Annotated in this window: 16 protein-coding genes; 8 read left to right on the forward strand and 8 right to left on the reverse strand. The window is 74.0% G+C overall.

Going from position 1 to position 16,014, the window contains the following annotated elements; all coding sequences use genetic code 11:
* Positions 1 to 8: 8 nt before the first annotated feature.
* Complete coding sequence (locus tag E2B92_RS10020) at positions 9 to 413, reverse strand: helix-turn-helix domain-containing protein (RefSeq protein ID WP_126884744.1); 405 nt, start codon at positions 411 to 413, stop codon at positions 9 to 11.
* A 277-nt stretch (positions 414 to 690) separates the two neighbouring features.
* Here E2B92_RS10020 and E2B92_RS10025 point away from each other — a divergent pair, with 277 nt between their 5' ends.
* The 3 genes from E2B92_RS10025 to E2B92_RS10035 all read left to right on the forward strand — a co-directional run bounded on the left by E2B92_RS10025 (position 691) and on the right by E2B92_RS10035 (position 4,133).
* Positions 691 to 1,944, forward strand: a complete 1,254-nt coding sequence (locus tag E2B92_RS10025) for an FAD-binding oxidoreductase (protein WP_260604327.1) — start codon at positions 691 to 693, stop codon at positions 1,942 to 1,944.
* A 92-nt stretch (positions 1,945 to 2,036) separates the two neighbouring features.
* The gene (locus E2B92_RS10030; RefSeq protein WP_126884746.1) at positions 2,037 to 2,525 is read left to right on the forward strand and encodes a MarR family winged helix-turn-helix transcriptional regulator; all 489 of its coding nucleotides are present in this window, start codon (positions 2,037 to 2,039) and stop codon (positions 2,523 to 2,525) included.
* A gap of 120 nt (positions 2,526 to 2,645) precedes the next feature.
* Positions 2,646 to 4,133 (forward strand): MFS transporter, encoded by a 1,488-nt coding sequence (locus E2B92_RS10035; RefSeq protein WP_126884747.1) that lies wholly within the window; start codon positions 2,646 to 2,648, stop codon positions 4,131 to 4,133.
* On the opposite strand, the gene E2B92_RS10040 is transcribed toward E2B92_RS10035, so the two are convergent.
* On the reverse strand, positions 4,063 to 6,042 hold the full coding sequence (locus tag E2B92_RS10040; protein WP_126884748.1) for a HelD family protein: 1,980 nt from the start codon (positions 6,040 to 6,042) through the stop codon (positions 4,063 to 4,065). The genes E2B92_RS10035 and E2B92_RS10040 overlap by 71 nt on opposite strands.
* Before the next feature lie 210 nt (positions 6,043 to 6,252).
* Between E2B92_RS10040 and E2B92_RS10045 the strand changes: the two genes are divergently transcribed.
* Together E2B92_RS10045 and E2B92_RS10050 are read left to right on the forward strand one after the other, a co-directional pair.
* Complete coding sequence (locus E2B92_RS10045) at positions 6,253 to 7,026, forward strand: tRNA-dependent cyclodipeptide synthase (protein WP_126884749.1); 774 nt, start codon at positions 6,253 to 6,255, stop codon at positions 7,024 to 7,026.
* Positions 7,016 to 8,230 carry a cytochrome P450 gene (locus tag E2B92_RS10050; protein WP_126884750.1) on the forward strand — a complete coding sequence of 405 codons (1,215 nt, stop codon included), beginning with the start codon at positions 7,016 to 7,018 and terminating at the stop codon, positions 8,228 to 8,230. The genes E2B92_RS10045 and E2B92_RS10050 overlap by 11 nt, the downstream gene beginning before the upstream one ends.
* A gap of 69 nt (positions 8,231 to 8,299) precedes the next feature.
* On the opposite strand, the gene E2B92_RS10055 is transcribed toward E2B92_RS10050, so the two are convergent.
* Positions 8,300 to 8,902: a TetR/AcrR family transcriptional regulator gene (locus E2B92_RS10055; RefSeq protein ID WP_126884751.1), complete on the reverse strand. Its 603-nt coding sequence runs from the start codon at positions 8,900 to 8,902 to the stop codon at positions 8,300 to 8,302.
* 112 nt (positions 8,903 to 9,014) lie between these two features.
* On the opposite strand from E2B92_RS10055, the gene E2B92_RS10060 reads away from it, so the two are divergent.
* Positions 9,015 to 9,989 carry a zinc-binding dehydrogenase gene (locus E2B92_RS10060; protein WP_185923560.1) on the forward strand — a complete coding sequence of 325 codons (975 nt, stop codon included), beginning with the start codon at positions 9,015 to 9,017 and terminating at the stop codon, positions 9,987 to 9,989.
* Here the strand turns inward: E2B92_RS10060 and E2B92_RS10065 are convergent.
* Positions 9,979 to 10,731, reverse strand: coding sequence for a TetR/AcrR family transcriptional regulator (locus E2B92_RS10065; RefSeq protein WP_126884753.1), 753 nt, complete (start codon positions 10,729 to 10,731; stop codon positions 9,979 to 9,981). The genes E2B92_RS10060 and E2B92_RS10065 overlap by 11 nt on opposite strands.
* 89 nt (positions 10,732 to 10,820) lie before the next feature.
* Between E2B92_RS10065 and E2B92_RS10070 the strand changes: the two genes are divergently transcribed.
* Positions 10,821 to 11,753, forward strand: a complete 933-nt coding sequence (locus E2B92_RS10070; protein ID WP_126884754.1) for an ATP-binding cassette domain-containing protein — start codon at positions 10,821 to 10,823, stop codon at positions 11,751 to 11,753.
* On the forward strand, positions 11,746 to 12,501 hold the full coding sequence (locus E2B92_RS10075) for an ABC transporter permease (protein WP_126884755.1): 756 nt from the start codon (positions 11,746 to 11,748) through the stop codon (positions 12,499 to 12,501). The genes E2B92_RS10070 and E2B92_RS10075 overlap by 8 nt, the downstream gene beginning before the upstream one ends.
* Here E2B92_RS10075 and E2B92_RS10080 read toward each other — a convergent pair.
* The 4 genes from E2B92_RS10080 to E2B92_RS10095 form a co-directional block, all read right to left on the reverse strand.
* Entirely contained in the window at positions 12,469 to 12,966 is a 498-nt protein-coding gene (locus E2B92_RS10080) for an HAD family hydrolase (protein ID WP_126884756.1), read from the reverse strand. The two genes, E2B92_RS10075 and E2B92_RS10080, sit on opposite strands and share 33 nt — an antisense overlap.
* A gap of 85 nt (positions 12,967 to 13,051) precedes the next feature.
* On the reverse strand, positions 13,052 to 14,293 hold the full coding sequence (locus tag E2B92_RS10085) for a GNAT family N-acetyltransferase (RefSeq protein WP_126884757.1): 1,242 nt from the start codon (positions 14,291 to 14,293) through the stop codon (positions 13,052 to 13,054).
* Between the two features lie 117 nt (positions 14,294 to 14,410).
* On the reverse strand, positions 14,411 to 15,382 hold the full coding sequence (locus E2B92_RS10090; RefSeq protein ID WP_126884648.1) for an asparaginase: 972 nt from the start codon (positions 15,380 to 15,382) through the stop codon (positions 14,411 to 14,413).
* A gap of 31 nt (positions 15,383 to 15,413) precedes the next feature.
* On the reverse strand, positions 15,414 to 16,010 hold the full coding sequence (locus E2B92_RS10095; RefSeq protein ID WP_126884649.1) for an RsiG family protein: 597 nt from the start codon (positions 16,008 to 16,010) through the stop codon (positions 15,414 to 15,416).
* Between the last annotated feature and the right edge of the window lie 4 nt (positions 16,011 to 16,014).

The raw sequence follows: 16,014 nt of genomic DNA on the forward strand, positions 1-16,014 counted from the left end.
TCGCAGAGTCAGAGTTCGGGTGAGATGCCGTCCTCAGTGGTGTGATCGGCATCCTTCGGCTCCGTATCGAGTCCGTTCTCCTTGCGGAACGAGTCGTAGATCTGGAGCAGCACCTGCTTCTGCCGCTCGTTGATCGACGGGTCCGCGAGGATGACGGCGCGCGTCTCCAGCTCCTCGCGCTCGCGCTCGTCCAGGATTCCGGCCCGCACGTACAGCGTCTCGGCGGAGATGCGCAGCGCCTTGGCGACCTGCTGGAGCACCTCCGCGCTCGGCTTGCGCAGCCCGCGCTCGATCTGGCTCAGATACGGATTGGACACCCCGGCGGCTTCGGCGAGCTGACGCAGCGACAGTTGCGCGGTGCGCCGCTGCTCGCGCAGGTACTCCCCGAGATTGCCGACGTTGAGTGATGCCATGCCTCGATGGTGCACGCACTTGCTAACTTTTGCAAGCAGGCGCTTGCAAAAGTGTTACGCCCTGGCCCGGGCCACGCCCCCGGTGGGAGACTGGGGAGCGGGGCGACTCGCGCGAGGAGTGGCCATGGGTGCGCTCACCGAAGCCACGAGAGTGGACGAAGCGGCCTACCGGGAGCTGGCCGGTTCCTTCGCCGGCGCGCTCGTCCGGCGGGGCGAGGCCGGCTAGGACGAGGCACGGCGGATCTGGAACGGGTCGATCGACAAGTACCCGGCCCTCATCGCGTACTGCACCGGCGTCACGGACGTCGTCGCGGCACTGCGGTGGGCGAGGAACACCGGGCTGCCGGTCGCCGTGCGCAGCGGGGGCCACAGCTTCCCCGGGCAGTCGCTGTGCGAGGACGGGCTCGTCATCGACCTGTCGGCGATGAACGGCATCCGCGTGGACCCGGAGAACCGCACGGTCAGGGCCCAGGCCGGGGTGCGGCTCGGGGCGCTGGACCGGGAGACCCAGCACTTCGGCATGGCCGTCCCCGCCGGGATCGTCACGCACACGGGCATCGCGGGGCTGACCCTGGGCGGTGGCATCGGCTGGCTGATGCGCAAGTACGGGCTCACGGTCGACCAGCTCCTGTCGGTGGACCTCGTCACGGCCGACGGCACCTTCCTCACGGCGAGCGCGGACCGCGAACCCGAGCTCTTCTGGGCGGTGCGCGGGGCCGGGAGCAACTTCGGCGTCGTCACGGAGTTCGAGTTCCGGCTGAACCCGGTGGGGCCGACCGTGCTCGCCGGGCCCCTGCTGTGGCCCATGGAGGACGCGCCCGAGGTGCTGCGCTTCTACCGGGACTGGATCACCGCCGTACCGGACGAGCTGACGACCGTGGTCGTCCTCCGCAAGGCGCCGCCGCTGCCCGCCATCCCGCCGGAGCTGCACGGCCGCCGCGTCGTCACGGTGATCGGCTGCTACGCCGGGGACGTCGAGACCGGCCAGGAGGTGGTGCGGCCGATGCGGGAGTTCGGCAGGCCGCTGCTGGACCTGTGCGTGCCCAAGCCGTTCGTACGGCACCAGGCGATGTTCGACCCGTCGTTCCCGTCCGGCTGGTGGTACTACTTCCGGGCCTGCGACGTCGGCCGGCTCGGTGACGAGGTCGTCGACATCACCGCCGAGCACGCGCTGCGGATCGCCTCACCGCTGTCCACGTGCGGGATCTTCCACCTCGGCGGAGCCGTCGCCCGTGTCGGCGACGACGAGACCGCGTTCAGCGGGCGGGGGGCGGGCCACACGTACAACATCAACGGCAACCGCACGTCCGCCGACGGCTTCGACGAGGAACGCGCGTGGGTGCGCGGCACCTGGTCGGCGCTGGAGCCGTACCACACCGGCGTCTACGTGAACTTCCTCATGGAGGAGGGCGCCGGGCGCGTCGGGCAGGCGTACGGCGAGGACAAGCTGCGCCGCCTGCGGGCCCTGAAGCGGCACTACGACCCCGCCAACGTCCTCCGCTCCAACCAGAACATCGCTCCGGCCGCCTGAGCCCCGCCCCTGCACCCTGCTCTGAGCCCCTCCCCCTCCGAATGTCCCCTTTCGGATAATCCAGTACGGACCCAATGGCTACGCTGGGGGGCATGACCGCCATGTCGCCCACGCGCACCGAGCCCGACCTCTCCTTCCTTCTCGACCACACCAGCCACGTCCTGCGGACCCGGATGTCGGCCGCGCTCGCGGAGATCGGACTCACGGCACGCATGCACTGCGTCCTCGTCCACGCCCTGGAGGAGGAGCGCACCCAGATCCAGCTCGCCGAGATCGGCGACATGGACAAGACCACCATGGTGGTCACGGTGGACGCCCTGGAGCAGGCCGGGCTCGCCGAGCGCCGCCCCTCCAGCACCGACCGGCGCGCACGGATCATCGCCGTCACCGAGGAGGGCGCGCGGGTGGCCCGGCGCAGCCAGGAGGTCGTCGACCGGGTCCACGCGGAGGCGCTGGCCGGCCTCCCCAAGGGTGACCGCGAGGCGCTGCTGCGCGCGCTCAACCGTCTGGCCGAAGGGCATCTGGCCACCCCGGTCGAGGGGCCGCGGCCGGCCCGGCGGGCCCGCCAGCGCGAGAAGTGACCGCCACGAACCACCACCCCGCCCCCGATAAAGGTCTGCGACAGATCGTCTGCAACAAAACTATCTGCTACGGTCTCTCCTGTCGGCGCACCCTCGCGTCCCCTGACAGGAGAGACCGCCATGTCCCTCGCACCACGCACTCTCGCCCTCGGTGTCATCGCCACCGGCATGCTGATGACCGTGCTCGACGGCAGCATCGTCACCGTCGCCCTGCCGGCCATCCAGAACGACCTCGGCTTCTCCCCCGCCGCGCTGAGCTGGGTCGTCAACGCCTACCTGATCGCCTTCGGCAGCCTGCTCCTCCTGGCCGGACGGCTCGGCGACCTGATCGGCCGCAAGCGGATGTTCCTCGCCGGCACGGGCCTGTTCACCGCCGCCTCGCTGCTGGCCGGGGTGGCGGGCTCGCCCGCCGTACTGATCGCCGCCCGCTTCCTCCAGGGCGCCGGCAGCGCGATGGCCTCCGCGGTCAGCCTCGGCATCCTCATCACGCTGTACACCGAACCCCGTGAACGGGCGAGGGCCATCGCCGTGTTCAGCTTCACCGGCGCGGCCGGGGCGTCGCTCGGGCAGGTGCTCGGCGGAGTCCTGACCGACGCCCTGGACTGGCACTGGATCTTCTTCATCAACCTGCCGATCGGGCTGGCCGCCCTCGCCGTCGCGGTGCCCGTGCTCCCCGCCGACCGCGGCCGGGGGCTCGCCGCCGGCGCCGACGTCATCGGCGCCGCGCTGGTCACCGGCGGGCTGATGACCGGCATCTACACGGTGGTGGAGGTCGAGACGTACGGCTGGACCTCGCCGCACACGCTGGGCCTCGGCACCCTCGCCCTCGCCCTGCTCGCCGCCTTCGCCGTGCGCCAGGCCACCGCCGCCACCCCCCTGATGCCGCTGCGCGTCCTGCGCTCGCGCAGCGTCGCCGGGGCCAATGTGGTCCAAGTGCTCATGGTGGCCGCACTGTTCTCGTTCCAGGTCCTCGTCGCGCTCTACCTCCAGAAGGTGCTCGGGTACGGCGCCGCCGCCACCGGCCTCGCCATGCTCCCGGCCGCCGCCGTGATCGGCGCCGTCTCCCTGGGCGTCTCCGCCCGCCTCATCGGCCGGTTCGGCGAGCGCGCCGTCCTGCTGACCGGGCTGGTGCTGCTGACCGGCGTCCTCGGACTGCTCACCCGCCTTCCCGTCCAGGCGAACTACGCCGTCGACCTGCTGCCCGTGATGCTGCTCGCCGCCGGGTTCGGACTCGCCCTGCCCGCCCTCACCACGCTCGGCATGTCGGACGCGGGCGAGGACGACGCCGGGCTGGCGTCCGGGCTGTTCAACACCACCCAGCAGGTCGGCATGGCGCTCGGCGTCGCCGTCCTGTCCACCCTGGCCGCCGCCCGCACGGACGCCCTGCTGGCGGGCGGCAGCGGCCGGGCCGAGGCGCTGACCGGCGGCTACCGACTGGCCTTCGCCGTCGGTACGGGACTCCTCGCCGCCGCCCTCGCCGTCGCCGCCACCGTGCTGCGCCGCACCCCCGCGCCCCGGCCCGCGCCCCGCGAGACGGTCAGCCCCGCCGCAGCGGTCCGGGCAGCGGACGGGCGTGCAGGACGTCCAGCCGCGACACCGCGCGGGTGAGGACCACGTACAGCCGGTTCAGCCCGCGCGGTTCGGCCGCCACGATGTCGGCGGGCTCGGCCACCACGACGTGGTCGTACTCCAGGCCCTTGGCGAGCGCGGCGGGCAGCACCGTCACCCGGTGCCCGGCCAGGCCCGCCGCCTCCAGCGCGGCGCGCAGCCCGGGCACCGCCCGCGCCGCGGCGATCACGCCGATGGAGCCCTCGCGGGCGAGCGCAGCCCGCACGGCACCGCACACGGCCTCACGGACGTCCCGCACCTCACGGACCGTCACCTCGCCGTCCCGGCGCAGCGACCGGCCGGGCGGCACGTCCACGTCCAGCGCGGCGAGCAGTCGGTTGGCGAGCGCGACGACACCCGCCGGGGCGCGGTACCCGGTCGTCAGGGCGACCACGGGCACCGATGTCCGCCCCAGGTGGGCGAGGTGCTCGGACCAGTCGCGGGCGGCCCAGGGGGTGGTTCCCTGCGCCAGGTCCCCGAGCACGGTCAGGGAGCCGGAGCCGGCGCGCCGGGCGATGGCGCGGCACTGCATCGGGGAGAGGTCCTGCGCCTCGTCCACCACGATGTGCCCGTAGCCGGGGGGCCGTTCGACGAGCCCGGCCAGTTCGTCGAGCAGGACCAGGTCGGCCGCGCTCCACCGGGCGGAGCGGTACGAACGCGGCGGCCTCGCCCACCGGATCGCGTCCCGTTCCGCCGCGGTGAGCGCCGGGTCGCACGGGTCGGCCAGCACCCCGGCGAGGACCTCCTCGGGCGTGACCCTGGGCCAGCACGCGTCCAGCAGCGCCGCCACCGCCCTCGACCGCCCGGTCCGCTGCTCCCACGCCCCGCTCCTGGGCCCGGCCCGCCGCTCCGCCCGCAGCCGTACCGCCCGCACCACCCGGCTGCGCACCCGCTCGCGCCCCACCGCGTAGGGCGGCGCCTCCGCCCGTACGTCCGCGACGATCCCGGCGAGTTCGTCCGCCGGAACCCGCCACCGGTACGAGCCGTCGGGCACCTCCAGCGGCCCGGTGGGCAGGGCGGTCCGGGCGTACAGGGCGCGGTGCAGGACGCCGGCCATGCGGGCGTCGTGCTTGACCGCCTCGGCCGCGGGAGCGTCCTCGGCCCGTACCGGGTGGCCCCGGTCGATCTCGTCCTCGAGGGTGCACTGCCGCACGTCCGACTCGCCGAGCGCGGGCAGGACTTCGGCGATGTAGGACAGGAAGGTGCGGTTCGGCCCGAGGATCAGCAGCCCGCCCCGCCGGATGCGCTGCGGGTGGGTGTAGAGCAGGTACGCGGCCCGGTGCAGGCCGACGGCGGTCTTCCCGGTGCCCGGGGCGCCCTGGACGCAGAGGGACTCGGTGAGCCCGGCGCGCACGAGGTCGTCCTGCTCGGGCCGGATAGTGGCCGCGATGTCCCGCATCGGCCCCACGCGGGGGCGTTCGATCTCGCCGGTGAGGAGCGCGCCGGGTCCGCCGCCCTCCCCGGCGGTCAGGTGCTCGTCCTCCAGCCCCGTCAGGTCGGCCGAGTCGCCGTCGGACAGCGGCGCCCAGCCGAACCGCCGCCGCACCCGCACGCCCAGCGGGTCGCGGGCGCTCGCCTGGTAGAAGGGCCGGGCGACGGGGGCGCGCCAGTCGACGACGAGGGGCGGGGCGGCCGGGTGTTCGCCGATGCGGCGGCGCCCGATGTGGTGGCGGTGGCCGTCCTCGAGGTCGAGGCGGCCGAAGAACAGCGGGCCGCGCGGCTCCTCGCGCATCTCCTTGGCGTGGCTGCGGAGGTGGTACCCGAGGGCTTCGGCGTCGGCGCCCGACGCGGAGACGTCCTCCCCGGTGACGACGTGGTGGGCGGCGCCGTCGACCATGCGGTCGAGGGCGGCGCGGCAGGTGTCGTGGTGGGCCCGTTCCTTGCTGAGTTCATGGTCGAGTGACGTCATTCCACCCAGAATAACGTAACCGAGTAACGTTTTTTGCCCAAGCTCAATATGAACGGTTGGTTACACGGACCGTACTTCTGCGTGTACGCAACGGAAACGCTCGGACTCTCGTTGACACTCTCCGTGGCCGGAAGCTAACTTTTCGCCGTCGTCGCCACACCAGGAGCACGAGGCTCCTCCGGGACTAGCGACGCGAAGGACTCCTCCCAGTTGACGACTGAGACCGTCTTCGAGATCCAGCCCTTCACCCCTCCCGACCCGGCCGCCGCACTGTTCACCCTCCGGCCCTACACCGCCCACTGCCAGGTGATCTGCGCCGAGGGCGCCCACGCCGTGATCGGCGTGTCACCCGGCAACAGCTACTTCTCCGCCCAGCGCGTCACCGACCTGGCCCGCTGGGGCACGGCCCACTTCGACCAGGTGGACTTCGTCTATACCGACCTCCACGTGGCCGAGATGTACGAGGCGTCCGGCTACACCGCCGACGACGCCCGCCGCAAGGCGGTGAAGAACCTGCGCGGCGTACGGGCCAAGGTCACCAACGCCGTCGCGGCCGTCGACCCCGACGGGCGGCGCCTGCGCGCCCACCCGATGTCGGCGTTCCAGGACAACCCCGCGTACCGGGCCCTCCACGACCACCTCCTCCGCCGACTGGATGTGGACGCCGAGTTCCGGGCGACGTGCGAGGCGCTGATCGACGCCTTCCTGTCCTCCAAGGTGCTGGGCGGCCGGGCCGCCACCGAGCGGCAGCGCGCGGTGTGCCTGGAGTACGTGTGCGCCGAGGCCCCGCTGTTCCTGGACACCCCGGCCATCCTGGGCGTTCCCTCCTCCCTCAACTGCTACCACCAGCTCCTGCCGATGGCCGAGCTGCTCTACTCGCGCGGCTCAGGACTGCGCGCGTCCCGCAACCAGGGCCACGCGATCGTGACCCCCGCCCAGCCCGCGCAGCACGCCGCCGAAGGAGACACCACCCATGTCCGTTGAGACGCCGCCCGCACCGTCCGCACCGTCCGGCGAGCTCCCCGGCTTCCCGTTCTCCTGGCGGGGCGACCAACTGCCCGCCGAGATCGGCATGCTGCGCGAGGAGCCGGTCAAGCGGGTGCGGACCATCGCCGGTGACGAGGCGTGGCTGGTGTCCTCCCACGCCCTGTGCAAGCAGGTCCTGGAGGACCAGCGGTTCAGCCTCAAGGACACCTCGGCGCCGGGCGTGCCGCGGCAGTACGCGCTGACGATCCCGCCCGAGGTCGTCAACAACATGGGCAACATCACCGGGGCCGGACTGCGCAAGGCGGTGCTCAAGGCGCTCAACCCGAAGGCGCCCGGCCTCGCCGAGTGGATGCGGGCGAACGCCGCCGAGCTGGTCGACGCGCTGATGGCCGAGGGCGCCCCGGCCGACCTGCGCGGCTCCTTCGCCGACCCGTACTCCGCCGCCATGCACTGCCACATCCTCGGCATCCCGCAGGCGGACGCGCCCCGGCTGATGCGCAGCCTGGACATCGCGTTCATGAACTCGGCCTGCCCCGTCGCGGGCGCCAGGCTCAACTGGGACCGCGACATCGCCTACATGGTGGAGCGCCTGGACGACCCGGCCACCACGGGGCTGATGGCGGAGCTGGCGGCGCTGCGCGAGGACGCCGAGTACGGCCACCTCACGGACGAGATGCTGGCGACGGTCGGCGTGACCATGTTCGGCGCCGGGGTCATCTCCACCGCCGGCTTCCTGACCATGGCCCTCGTCTCCCTCATCCAGCACCCGGAGCTCACGGCCGAACTCCTCGCCGACCGTACGAAGATCCCGGCGGCCGTCGACGAGCTGCTGCGGATCAACCTCTCCATCGGTGACGGCCTGCCGCGCCTGGCCATGGAGGACGTGACGCTCGGCGACGTGGAGGTGAGGAAGGGCGAACTGGTCCTGGTACTGGTCGAGGGCGCCAACTTCGACCCCGAGGTGTTCACCGACCCGCACACCGTGGACCTCACGCGGGAGAACAACACGGCTCACCTCTCCTTCGGCGGCGGCCGGCACTACTGCCCGGCGACCGCGCTGGGCAAGAAGCACGCGGAGATCGCCCTGGAGACCCTGCTCGACCGGATGCCCGGCTTCCAGCTCGCGGTCCCGATCGAGCAACTGGTGTGGCGCACCGGATTCATGAAGCGGATTCCGGAGCGGCTGCCCGTCATGTGGTGACCGGGCGCCCGGAATACCGGACCGCCGCTCTCCGGAGGAGGGGGCGGCGGTCCGCCACCGCCGGTGCCCTCAGAGCGGCAGCCCCTCCGCGAGCTGCCGGAAGGCCAGGTCCGCGGCGGCCACCGCGTCCGGCTCCACCGCGCCGGCGCTCTCGCCCGCCTCGATGCGCCGCCAGTTCTCCTCCGCCAGGACGCGCTGTACGGCGATGATCTGACCCGCCGCCAGGCGCTCGCGGACACCGCCGCCCAGCGCGTCGGCCAGCGCCCGCTCGGACGCGCCCTGGTACGCGTACAGCCGCGCGACCAGGCTGGGCGTGCCGTACAGCAGGCGCTGGAAGGCGAGCACCTCCGGGTCGTCGTTCAGCCCGGTCACCGGGTCGCGGCGGGCGAGGCCGCCGGTGAAGTGGCGGTGCAGCGCCGCCAGCGGCCCGGTGCCGTCCGGCCGCGCCAGGACCACGCGGGCCGCCTCCTCGCGGTGGTCGGCGAACCGGTGCAGGACCAGGTCCTCCTTGGCCGGGAAGTAGCGGAAGAGCGTCGGCTTGGAGACCTCCGCCGCGGCGGCGACCTCGGCGACCGGGACGCGGTCGAAGCCCTTCTCCAGGAAGAGGGCGATCGCCGCCTCCGAGATCGCCTCGTACGTCTGCCGCTTCTTGCGTTCGCGCAACCCGCTCATGCCGACGAGCCTACGCACCGCTTGACCTCGAGCGAACTTGAGGTTCGAGACTCGTCCGAGCGGGCCCGGGCGGACCGGAACCTGCCCGCGTGACGGGAGGGGTGTGAGCGCGATGCGCGTGACTCAGGTGAGGGTGTTCGGCGGACCGGAGGTCCTGGTACCGGCCGAGGCCCCGGAGCCGGTGGCGGGGCGGGGCCAGGTGCTCGTGGACGTCGCGGCGGTGGACACGATCTTCCTGGACACCCAGCTCCGGGCGGGCCGGGCCGGCCAGTGGTTCCCGCTCCAGCCGCCGTTCGTCCCCGGCGGGGGCATCGCCGGGACGGTACGGGCCGTGGGCCCCGGGGTGGACGCGGCGCGGTGGCTGGGCCGCCGCGTGGTCGCCTCCCTGGGCCTGACCGGCGGGTACGCGGAGCGGGCCGTGGCCGGCGTGGCCTCGCTGGTGCCGGTCCCGGACGGGCTGGCGTTCACGGACGCCGCCGCGCTGGTCCACGACGGTGTCACGGCCACCGCGCTGCTGGACGCCACGGAGCTCAAGCCCGGTGAGTCGGTGCTGATCGTCGGGGCGTCGGGCGGCATGGGCACCGTGCTGGTGCAGCTCGCGAGGGCGGCGGGCGCCCGGGTGGTGGGCACCGTGCGCGGGGCGCGCAAGGCGGCGCTCGTACGCGAGTTGGGCGCCGACGCGGTGGTCGACACGGCCGCCCCCGACTGGGTCGGGCGCGCCCGCGAGGCCCTCGGCCCCGCCGGGGCGGACGTCGTCCTGGACGGGGTGGGCGGTCAGGTGGGCCTGGCGGCGTTCGCGCTCGTGGCGGACGGCGGGCGGTTCTCCGCGCACGGCGCGCCGACCGGCGACTTCGCGCGGGTCGACACGGCGGAGGCGGAGCGGCGGGGCGTACGGGTGCTGGGCATCGGCGACGTCCAGCTCTCGGAGGCGGACCACGCCCGGCTCGCGGGCCGGGCGCTGGACGCGGCGGCCGCGGGGCTGGTGCGCCCGGTGGTCGGCGGGACCTTCCCCCTGGAGCGGGCGGCGCAGGCCCATGCGGCGATCGAGGACCGGAGCCTGCTGGGCAAGGTGGTCGTCACGGTCTGACCCGGTCCACCAGTGCCTGGACGCCGTCGAGCACGCGGTCCAGGCCGAAGCGGAACTCGGCGTCGGGGTCGTCCGGCTGGTCGATCACCCCGGCGGCGAGCATCCGCGCGACGGCCGGGTAACGGGCGGGGTCGGCCAGCCGCTGGAGGGTGCGGGCGTAGCGGGACATGACCTCCTGGGGGGTGCCGCCGGTCGCGCGGATCGCCGCGTCGATGTCGGCCATGAGCCCGGCCTCGTTGCGCACGTACCCGCTGACCAGCAGGATCACCGAGATCTTGGTGCCCTCGTCGAGCCCGGTGCCCTCGAGGGCGACCAGCCCCCATTCCCACCACGCCACCGAATTGGGCGTGACGGGCGGCCCGGAGATCGGTACGCGCAGCGCCCACAGGTTCCGCTGGAGGGCCGCCCGCTGCTCCCAGGCCCAGGTGGCGAGCGCCTCGCGCCAGCCGGTGCCGGGGGCGGGCAGCGGCGGCGGGGCGCCGAGCGACCGGTCCACCATCAGCACGTACAGCTCGTCCTTGGCGCCGACGTACCGGTACAGGGACATCGTCGAGACGCCCAGTTCCTTGGCGATGCGGCCCATGGAGACGGCCGCCAGGCCCTCGGTCGCGGCGAGGCCGGCCGCCGCGTCGACGATCCGCTCCAGGCTGAGTCCCGGCTTCGGGCCCTTGGCGGGACGTTCCCGCAGGCCCCAGGCGGCCTCGATGCTCGCGGGCAGCCCCGTGCCGTCACTGTCGCTCATCCGCCGGCCTCCCTCTGGTTGACGCCCATCCTAGTAATGCGTAACCCTTACACAGTGACGCGTATGCCATACGCAGAAGGGGGAGCGCCATGACACCGCCACCGGCCATCGAGGCCACCGGCCTCCGCAAGTCCTACGGGGACGTCCCCGTGCTCGACGGCATCGACCTGCGGGTGGAGCGCGGCACCGTGCACGCCCTGCTCGGCCCCAACGGCGCCGGCAAGACCACCACCGTCCGCATCCTCGCCACCCTCAGCCGCGCCGACGCCGGACACGCCCGCGTCGCCGGGTACGACGTGGTCACCGACCGCCCCCGGGTGCGCCGCGCCATCAGCCTGACCGGCCAGTTCGCGGCGGTCGACGCCATGCAGACCGGCGAGGAGAACCTGCGCATGATGGCCCGCCTGACCGGCCTGTCCCGCGCCGCCGCCGCCCGCCGCGCCGGCGAACTGCTCGAACGCTTCCGGCTCACCGACGCCCGGCGCCGCCTCGCCGGCACCTACTCCGGCGGCATGCGGCGCCGCCTCGACCTCGCCGCCGGCCTGGTCGGCGAACCCGAGGTGGTCTTCCTCGACGAGCCCACGACCGGGCTCGACCCCCGCAGCCGGCGGGAGCTGTGGCAGGTGGTCACCGAAGTGGCGGCACGCGGCACCACGGTCCTGCTCACCACCCAGTACCTGGAGGAGGCCGACCGGCTGGCCGACCGCATCGGCGTGCTGAACGCCGGACAACTGGTCGCCGAAGGCACCGCCGAGCAGCTCAAGACGCGCGTCCGGGGCCACCGCCTCGACGTCGTCCTCCACCACGAGACCGCCTACCGGCGTCTGGCCGCCCGCGCCGTGCACCACGCCCCCGAGACGCTCACGCTCGGCATCCCCACGGACGGCACCGCCGCCCAGGTGCGCGCCCTGCTCGACGAGCTCGACCCCGGCCGCACCGACATCGCCCGCTTCAGCCTGCACAGCGCCACGCTCGACGACGTCTTCCTCGCCCTGACCGCCAAGGAGCGGGCCCATGCCTGACACCCTCACCCACGCCCTGACGCTGACCGGCCGCGGCATCCGCCTCAGCCGTCGCAACGTCGACGCCGTCATCACCGCGCTGGCGCTGCCGGTCATGCTGATGCTGATCTTCGTCTACTTCTTCGGCGGCGCCATCGACACCGGGACCCGGTACGTCACCTACGTCGTCCCCGGCGTCCTGCTGCTCTGCGCCGGCTTCGGCTCGTCGGCCACCGCCGTGCGCGTGAGCGAGGACATGAAGGAGGGCATCGTCGACCGCTTCCGCTCCCTCGACGTCGGCGCGACCCCGATCCTCGCCTCCCACGTCGCCGCCAGCACCGCCCGCAACCTGCTGTCGACCGCGCTCGTCCTCGGCGCCGCCTTCCTGATCGGCTTCCGCCCCTCCGCCTCCGCGGCCGGCTGGCTCGCCGCACTCGGCATCCTGCTCGCCTTCGTCGTGGCGATCTCCTGGCTCTCGGCGGCCGTCGGACTGCTGGCCCGCACCCCCGAGGCGGCGAGCGGCTTCACCTTCCTGATGATGTTTCTGCCCTACCCGAGCAGCGCCTTCGTCCCCATCGAGACGATGCCCACCTGGCTCCACGGCTTCGCCGACCACCAGCCGGTCACCCCGGTGATCGAATCCCTCCGGGGCCTCCTGCTGGACCAGCCGGTCGGCACCGCGCCCGCCGTCGCCCTCGCCTGGTGCGCCGGACTCCTCGCGGTCGCGGTGGGTCTGTCAGGCGCGCTGTTCCGTGTGCGTACGCGCTGAGCGGTGAGCGGCCTCGCGTACGGCGGCCAGCACCGGCTCCAGGGACGGCACCACCCGGTCCGCCCCCGCCGCGCGCAGCAGCTCGGCGGTCCGCTCGGCCCGGCCGTAGCCCAGGAACGGCACGCCCGCCTCCCGGGCGGCGGCCAGGTCGGCGGGCGTGGCACCGATCATCAGGCACGTGGCGGGCGCCGCGTCCAGCGACGCCAGGGCGTCCCCCGCACCGGCGTGGACGTGCGGGCCGAAACAGCCCGACAGGCCCCGGGCGGCCAGGTAGCGGGCCACCACCTCCCGCGGGGTGCCGGTGACCACGACGAGCCCCGTGCCGACCGCAGCCAGGGTGCGCACCAGCGGGTCGGCGTAGGGCGTGGGCCAGGCGGTCGCACCCGCGCGCAGCAGGGTGCCCTCGAAGCCGAACAGCACGTGCTCGGTACCGCCGAGGACATCGATGAGGTCGTCGTCGCACACAGTCGCCACCAGGGGGCCGGGGCCAGGGGTACGACGAGGGTGCCAGACCGGGGACGGCCCGCACAGGGGCCGGAAGGGCCCGGGTCTAGAAGATGTCCGGGCACCACGGCCGGCGCGCGGTGCGCAGGAGTACGTCGGCCACCGCCGCCGCGCCCGGCGCCGCCTCCTCCACCCGCCCCAGCTCCACCAGCCGCGACACCGACTCGTCACCCAGGTACAGCGTCCCCAACTCCGCCACGTCCATGGCCAGGTCCGGCGACGCGGTGGTCGGCGCGCACGACGCGCCCTCGGGCGAGGCGTCCAGCCGGAACCGGCCGCCCGCCAGGCCCGCCGCGTCGCGCAGCTCCAGCACCAGACGGCCGCTGCCGGCATACGTACGCGCCTCCAGGGCCCGTACGGCGTCGACGATCCGCACCCACAGGAAGTCGGCGTGCGTGGTCACGAGCGCCGCCCGGGGGTCGGGCAGCAGCAGCGGCAGCAGGTCGTCGGGGGCGCGCAGACCGGTCGTGACCGTGGTCATCCAGTCCACGGAGCAGACGAAGCGCCACAGCGCCCGCTCGGCGGCCGGGGTCAGGGCGAGCAGTTCACGCACGGTGCCCCGGCACTCGGGCCGCTTGGCCTCCCAGGTGTCGTCCGCGGCGTAGCAGACGTACCCCTCCAGCTCCCCCGCCGCCGAGCGGTACGTGGCGTAGAACGGCTCCGACCAGGGCTGGTCGGGCAAGCGCGCGGCGCCCGTGGCGACGTCCCACACCCGCTGGTCGCGGCTGACCACACCGTGCCGGACGGCCCGCAGCCGGTCGTGGACGTCGGGGCCGAGCTTGCGGATCTCCTCGCCGTCCACCAGGTCGACGCGGCCGCCGTCGCCCGGGCCCGACCAGCGCGGGTCGAGCCCGGCGCGCCGCACGTCGACCGTCCACTCGGTGGTCCAGGTGGCCGGGCCGTACCCGTACCGCCCGTAGATCGGGTACTCGGCCGCGATCAGGGTCGAGACGGCCTCCCCGCGCTCCTTGGCCGCCGCGAGGTCCGCCGCCATCATGCGGCTGAGCAGCCCGCGCCGCCGGTGCGTCGGCGAGACGGTCACATTGGACACCGCGCTGGCGACGAGCCGGGCACCGCCGGGGACGGTCAACTCCTGCGCGAACGAACGGAAGGTGGCGACGCAGCGGCCGTTGTCGAACGCCCCCTGGGTGCGGCCGAGGTCGACGTACGGCAGTCTCTGCCGCACCTCGTCGTCCGGCACCACGGGCGGCTGCATGAACCCGGTGCGCCGGGCGCGCAGCCAGTCGGGGAACTCGGACGCGGTGACCGTGCGGACGTCGACGCTCATGGGCGCCACGCTAGGCGGCGCCCCCCGGCGCCCGCACCCGGTTTTCCGCCCCGCAGCCCGGGCCGCCCACGCGGACCGCGCCACCGCCGCCCGCCCGCCCGACCGCCCGCGCGCGGGTCAGAACGCCGCCCGGACCTCGCCCACCCGCTCCCCGCCGCCCAGCAGCGGTGCGTCCGCGATGCGGCCGACCACCGGCCCGTCGACGCCCAGCATCCCCAGCGCCCGCGCCAGCACCGGGCCCACGGCCCGCGAGGAACCGTCGTCGATCTTGAAGGCGAGCGCCCGGCCGTCCGCGAGGGCGACCGCCTGCACCGCCTCCGCGCCCACCTTCGCCAGCGCCCCCGGCACCTCCCGCATCAGCCAGGTGTCCGAGCGCCGGGTGCCCGCCACGTACTCGGGGTGCGCCCGCATCGCGTCGGCGACCAGCCGCTGCGGCGTCCCCTGCTCGGCCAGCACGTACGAGCGGAACGCCCGGGCCAGCCCCACCAGGCTGATCGCCGTCAGCGGCGTACCGCACCCGTCCGTGCCGACCACCGCCACGCTCTCGCCGGACGCGGCCTCCACCTCCTCGAGGACCAGCCGCTGGAGCGGGTGCCGCCGGTCCGGGTAGGAGCGCGGGTCCCAGCCGTTGACCGCGCAGGCCCCCAGCATCGCCGCGTGCTTGCCGGAACAGTTCATGGCGATCCGGTCCCGGACCCTGCCGGCGGCCAGGTACGCCTCGGCCTCCACCGGGTCCAGCGGCAGGCCGGGCGGCGTGGCGAGGTCGGCCTCGGTGAACCCGTGGTCGGCGAGCATCTTGCGGGCGAGGTCGAGGTGGAACGGCTCGCCCGAGTGGCTCGACGTGGCCAGCGCCAGCCGCTCCCCCGACAGCTCCAGGCCCGCGCGCAGCACGGCGGCGGCCTGGAGGGGCTTGAGGGACGAGCGGGGGAAGACCGGCGCCGCCGGGTCACCGGCCGACACCTCGACGGTGCCGTCCGGGGCCAGCACGACCAGTGACCCCCGGTGGTGACCCTCGACGAAGCCGGAACGGACCACCTCGGCGAGGACCGGGGGAATGACGGTGGTGGCGGAGGTTGCAATGACGCCCACCTTCCGGGACGGGACCCGCCCGCAGGCGTGCTCAGCGGAGCAGATCGTCTACTTGGGCTTCACCCTCACGGTACCTGCGGGCGATCTCGGCGCTACAGTCGTCGGCCGTCCGCTGGAGCTGCTGGCGACGCCGGGAGACCTGCTGTTCGTAGCGTGCGAGCCGTCCCATCGCGGCGTGCAGCTCTTCGTCCGTTCGGGCGGTGAGGTCCGACAGCTCGACCTCCGCGAGCATCTCGGCGGCCAGCCTCCGGTACTCCTCGCCGCGCGGCGTCGACACGGTCACGTGACGGGCCGAGGAGCGGTGGCGCGACGGGGTGTCGGCGAGGATCTCCGAGAGCCGGTCCACGACCGGGACCTGCGTCCCGCCCCGCCGCGCCAGCTCGGCGCGGAGGATGTCGATGCGGCCCTGGAGGAGTCTGCGGATGTAGCTCAGGTCCGCCTCGTCGCCGTGCGAGTCCCGGCGCAGCGCGCGCAGCTCCGGCAGCCGCATGGCCGTCAGGTCGTGCGGCCGCGCCTCCGGCAGGACGGCGTCGCCGGTCCGCTGGGCCGGTGGCCGCAGCGGCCCTCTGCCACCGGCACATGTCATCGGTACGGGATGTGGCGTCTGCCCGGCGCCAGGTGTACTCATAGGA

It is taken from the genome of Streptomyces sp. WAC05374 (genome assembly GCF_004353505.1).
Taxonomy (GTDB): domain Bacteria; phylum Actinomycetota; class Actinomycetes; order Streptomycetales; family Streptomycetaceae; genus Streptomyces.

Bases quoted from the DNA above. Each gene is read 5' to 3' on its own strand.
- E2B92_RS10020 (WP_126884744.1), bottom strand. From the start codon at position 413: ATGGCATCACTCAACGTCGGCAATCTCGGGGAGTACCTGCGCGAGCAG.
- E2B92_RS10030 (WP_126884746.1), top strand. From the start codon at position 2,037: ATGACCGCCATGTCGCCCACGCGCACCGAGCCCGACCTCTCCTTCCTT.
- E2B92_RS10035 (WP_126884747.1), top strand. From the start codon at position 2,646: ATGTCCCTCGCACCACGCACTCTCGCCCTCGGTGTCATCGCCACCGGC.
- E2B92_RS10040 (WP_126884748.1), bottom strand. From the start codon at position 6,042: ATGACGTCACTCGACCATGAACTCAGCAAGGAACGGGCCCACCACGAC.
- E2B92_RS10050 (WP_126884750.1), top strand. From the start codon at position 7,016: ATGTCCGTTGAGACGCCGCCCGCACCGTCCGCACCGTCCGGCGAGCTC.
- E2B92_RS10055 (WP_126884751.1), bottom strand. From the start codon at position 8,902: ATGAGCGGGTTGCGCGAACGCAAGAAGCGGCAGACGTACGAGGCGATC.
- E2B92_RS10060 (WP_185923560.1), top strand. From the start codon at position 9,015: ATGCGCGTGACTCAGGTGAGGGTGTTCGGCGGACCGGAGGTCCTGGTA.
- E2B92_RS10065 (WP_126884753.1), bottom strand. From the start codon at position 10,731: ATGAGCGACAGTGACGGCACGGGGCTGCCCGCGAGCATCGAGGCCGCC.
- E2B92_RS10070 (WP_126884754.1), top strand. From the start codon at position 10,821: ATGACACCGCCACCGGCCATCGAGGCCACCGGCCTCCGCAAGTCCTAC.
- E2B92_RS10075 (WP_126884755.1), top strand. From the start codon at position 11,746: ATGCCTGACACCCTCACCCACGCCCTGACGCTGACCGGCCGCGGCATC.
- E2B92_RS10085 (WP_126884757.1), bottom strand. From the start codon at position 14,293: ATGAGCGTCGACGTCCGCACGGTCACCGCGTCCGAGTTCCCCGACTGG.
- E2B92_RS10095 (WP_126884649.1), bottom strand. From the start codon at position 16,010: ATGAGTACACCTGGCGCCGGGCAGACGCCACATCCCGTACCGATGACA.